The organism is Mangrovibacter phragmitis (assembly GCF_001655675.1).
GTDB classification, from domain to species: domain Bacteria; phylum Pseudomonadota; class Gammaproteobacteria; order Enterobacterales; family Enterobacteriaceae; genus Mangrovibacter; species Mangrovibacter phragmitis.
This window is the reverse complement of the sequence record NZ_LYRP01000023.1, coordinates 1-2,636: the sequence shown is the minus strand read 5'-3', so window position 1 is coordinate 2,636 and position 2,636 is coordinate 1. Positions and strand designations below refer to the sequence as shown.

General features: G+C 43.9%; 4 protein-coding genes and 1 pseudogene. 4 read left to right on the top strand and 1 reads right to left on the bottom strand.

Annotation, left to right across the window (positions count from 1 at the left end; translation table 11 throughout):
• The coding region (locus tag A9B99_RS15520) for a transposase (RefSeq protein ID WP_064598141.1) at positions 1-228 on the bottom strand (228 nt) is incomplete at its 3' end.
• Between A9B99_RS15520 and A9B99_RS15515 the strand changes: the two genes are divergently transcribed.
• The 4 genes and pseudogenes from A9B99_RS15515 to A9B99_RS15500 all read left to right on the top strand — a co-directional run.
• Positions 227-1,018, top strand: coding sequence for a hypothetical protein (locus A9B99_RS15515; protein ID WP_064599031.1), 792 nt, complete (start codon positions 227-229; stop codon positions 1,016-1,018). The two genes, A9B99_RS15520 and A9B99_RS15515, sit on opposite strands and share 2 nt — an antisense overlap.
• A 4-nt stretch (positions 1,019-1,022) precedes the next feature.
• Positions 1,023-1,580 carry a hypothetical protein gene (locus A9B99_RS15510; protein ID WP_082917889.1) on the top strand — a complete coding sequence of 186 codons (558 nt, stop codon included), beginning with the start codon at positions 1,023-1,025 and terminating at the stop codon, positions 1,578-1,580.
• A gap of 43 nt (positions 1,581-1,623) precedes the next feature.
• Entirely contained in the window at positions 1,624-1,878 is a 255-nt protein-coding gene (locus A9B99_RS15505) for a hypothetical protein (RefSeq protein ID WP_231889201.1), read from the top strand.
• Between the two features lie 111 nt (positions 1,879-1,989).
• A pseudogene (locus A9B99_RS15500) lies at positions 1,990-2,636 on the top strand (hypothetical protein); the annotation flags it as partial.

The following is a 2,636-nucleotide window of genomic DNA, read 5'->3' as shown; positions in this document are numbered from 1 at the left end:
TTTAAGCTGCTGAATTTCGCGTTGTTCAGGGGTAATAGCATTACCAGCGGGCTCAATACCCTGAAGTTCCTGCTTATACAACCGTATCCATTTACGCAAATGGTCAGGGTTGAGCTCAAGTGCCAGCGCGACTTCTCTGACATCACGCTGGTATTTAACCACCTGTTCGATAGCTTCAAGCTTGAACTCCGGGGAAAAGGTACGTTTAGTCCGACGAGTTTTGATCATGCATCACCTCATTTTCACTGTTTTAACATTAACAGGATTTCGAGGTGTCCTGAATTACCGATCCACTACAGAACGATACAAAGGATGTAATGGTGATGCGGATTGTGAGCAGGATATCCGCAAGGATATGGCAAAAGAGTCAGCAGAGAATGTTCAGACTCTGAAGTCATGTTGGGATTCGGGCGATGCGGCCTGTGTCGCTGATATGCGTGCAAAGATAGAACTTGATGACAAAGCCTATACTGCACTGCGTCAGCAGGACAACATGGCTGGGCGTGCTTATGAAGACTCTGCAAAATGGTATGCTGATATTATTGATCAGTGTGCTGGTAAGTGTGACTGGCTAGAAGCTTCATTGCTGAAGACCGGAGCCGATGGGCTAGGTAACCTGGTTTATGGTGCGTTGGGTGCAGGTAGTTTGCCGAAGCCGGTACGAAATTTAAGCGCGAGCGATCTTAAAGTTGCAAACGAAATTAGTAAGGATATAGCATCTGTTGGGAAGCAGACAGACATTGGGTTTGCGGCAAAGCAAACCAAAAGAAGCGCAGGGCAAATAGTAATTAAAAATATAAATCAATCTGAGGCAATTGAAAATTTATCTGCTAGTGGCTATATAAAATCAGTTTCGAAAGACGGTTCGGTTACTGTTATGACAAAGGGTGAGAAGGTGTATCGATTCTATCCATCTTCAACTGGTGGTGGGATCGCCGGTGCTGAATCTGGGGTACCGTCTGCCTCTGTGTCAGTAAATGGTAAAATCATTTCTAAACTACGTTTCCCTGGAGAGTGATGCCGTGACTATCGAACATGATGATGCAATAACTCTACTTAAAAGTGTTGTAAGACTCGATGCTAATCTTCCTGCTCGTGTTTTTCACAAAAAATTTGCAAGATATTTCTTTTTTGATAATGATATCTGCACATCAGAGGATTTGATTAGTGTGACTAAACTGGTCATTGGTGAGTCTTTAGGGTATGACTTAATGGCGAGCGTTTTCGCTAGTTCAGATTTTAAATACTTAGGCGATTTACATATGAATGAGGATTGGGTCGCTAAAATAGTTTCCTTAAGCGCTGAAATGAATGACTCTGGTGATTATGGAGGTCTAATTATTTTAGAACAAAAAAAACAATGGGCGATATTCCAGAAAAGCCCTGTTGAAGAGGGCGTGTTGGGGATAAATAGCAATAAAAAACCAGAGGCCATAAATGATTTAATTTATGAGAATTTTGTTGATTGCGAGAAATTTAAAGAATGGCTTGAGGAAAGGACATCACATGATATTGAATTAGTCAAATCTGTGGGGAGAGATTATTTAATGAGCATAGTTGAAAACTATAGAGAAGCATAGTTTACGTATTTCTTACTGCTATCTTTTTGATGGTTCGTATCTTATGTTTGACCCACATACAATTTTAAGTCGCCAACAGATTGAGCTGATTGATGATCGTGTTGAAAAATACAATCAAGAGACTAAATTATTAATTGCTGAAGAATTTGGACTAAAAGATCCAAAGTCTTATTTTTTGATAGTAGTGAATGATAAATCCTTCCCTGAGTTGAATACCTCTGAAATAGCAGATGTGTTCAGGCAAGAGTTAGGGGAAGGGAATATCGTTGTGCTTTTAAATGGCGAAGATCTAATCTAGGCTTTGTGATGAATCCCGGCTAACTGGCCGGGATCTTTGCTTCTACGCCTGAAATCCCTCAACTTTCCGCCGTTGCAACCAGATCACACCGGGTGCGGCGGTGCTCTCCAGTTGTGCCACATCGGTGATCCCAGACTCTATGAGCCAGCCACCACTTTTCACGGGTGGCTAGGCTTTAGTGTTACCACTGGGAACCATACACAGCTGAATGGTGGTGCAATAGCCAGCACGGCTTCGGCGGCAGATAATCACCTGGATACCGGCACTCTGGGATTCAGCGATATAGTCAATAAGGCAGATTATAACGTTTCACATACCGGTGGCGGGTTCAGCTCGTCCGGCAGTATCGGTGGTCAGTTTGCCGGTAACATGGCAACCACACTGTTATCCGGCATGAGCAGTTCAGGGCATGCAGAAGGCACCACGCAGGCTGTTGTCAGTCAGGGAACAATTACCGTACGGGACAGGTCAGGTCAGCAGCAGGACCTGAGTGGTCTGCAACGTGATGTGACAAAAGCTAACGATGCCATCAGTCCGATATTTGACAAGGAGAAAGAGCAGAACCGCCTGCAGGCTGTGCAAATGATTGGCGAAATCGGCTCTCAGGTTGGTGATATAGCCAGAACAGAAGGGCAGCTTCGTGCCATAGAGGCGGGTAAGGCCGAACTGGCCAAAAATGGAACTAAAGAGCCGGAGGCAGGAGCAAGTCAGGATGAATGGAATAGATACAATAAGTCAGTTGAAAATACAGAAAGTTA

What these genes read in the sequence shown, in the direction of transcription:
- A9B99_RS15505 (WP_231889201.1), top strand. Translation starts at nt 1,624, where the DNA reads ATGTTTGACCCACATACAATTTTAAGTCGCCAACAGATTGAGCTGATT.
- A9B99_RS15515 (WP_064599031.1), top strand. Translation starts at nt 227, where the DNA reads ATGCATCACCTCATTTTCACTGTTTTAACATTAACAGGATTTCGAGGT.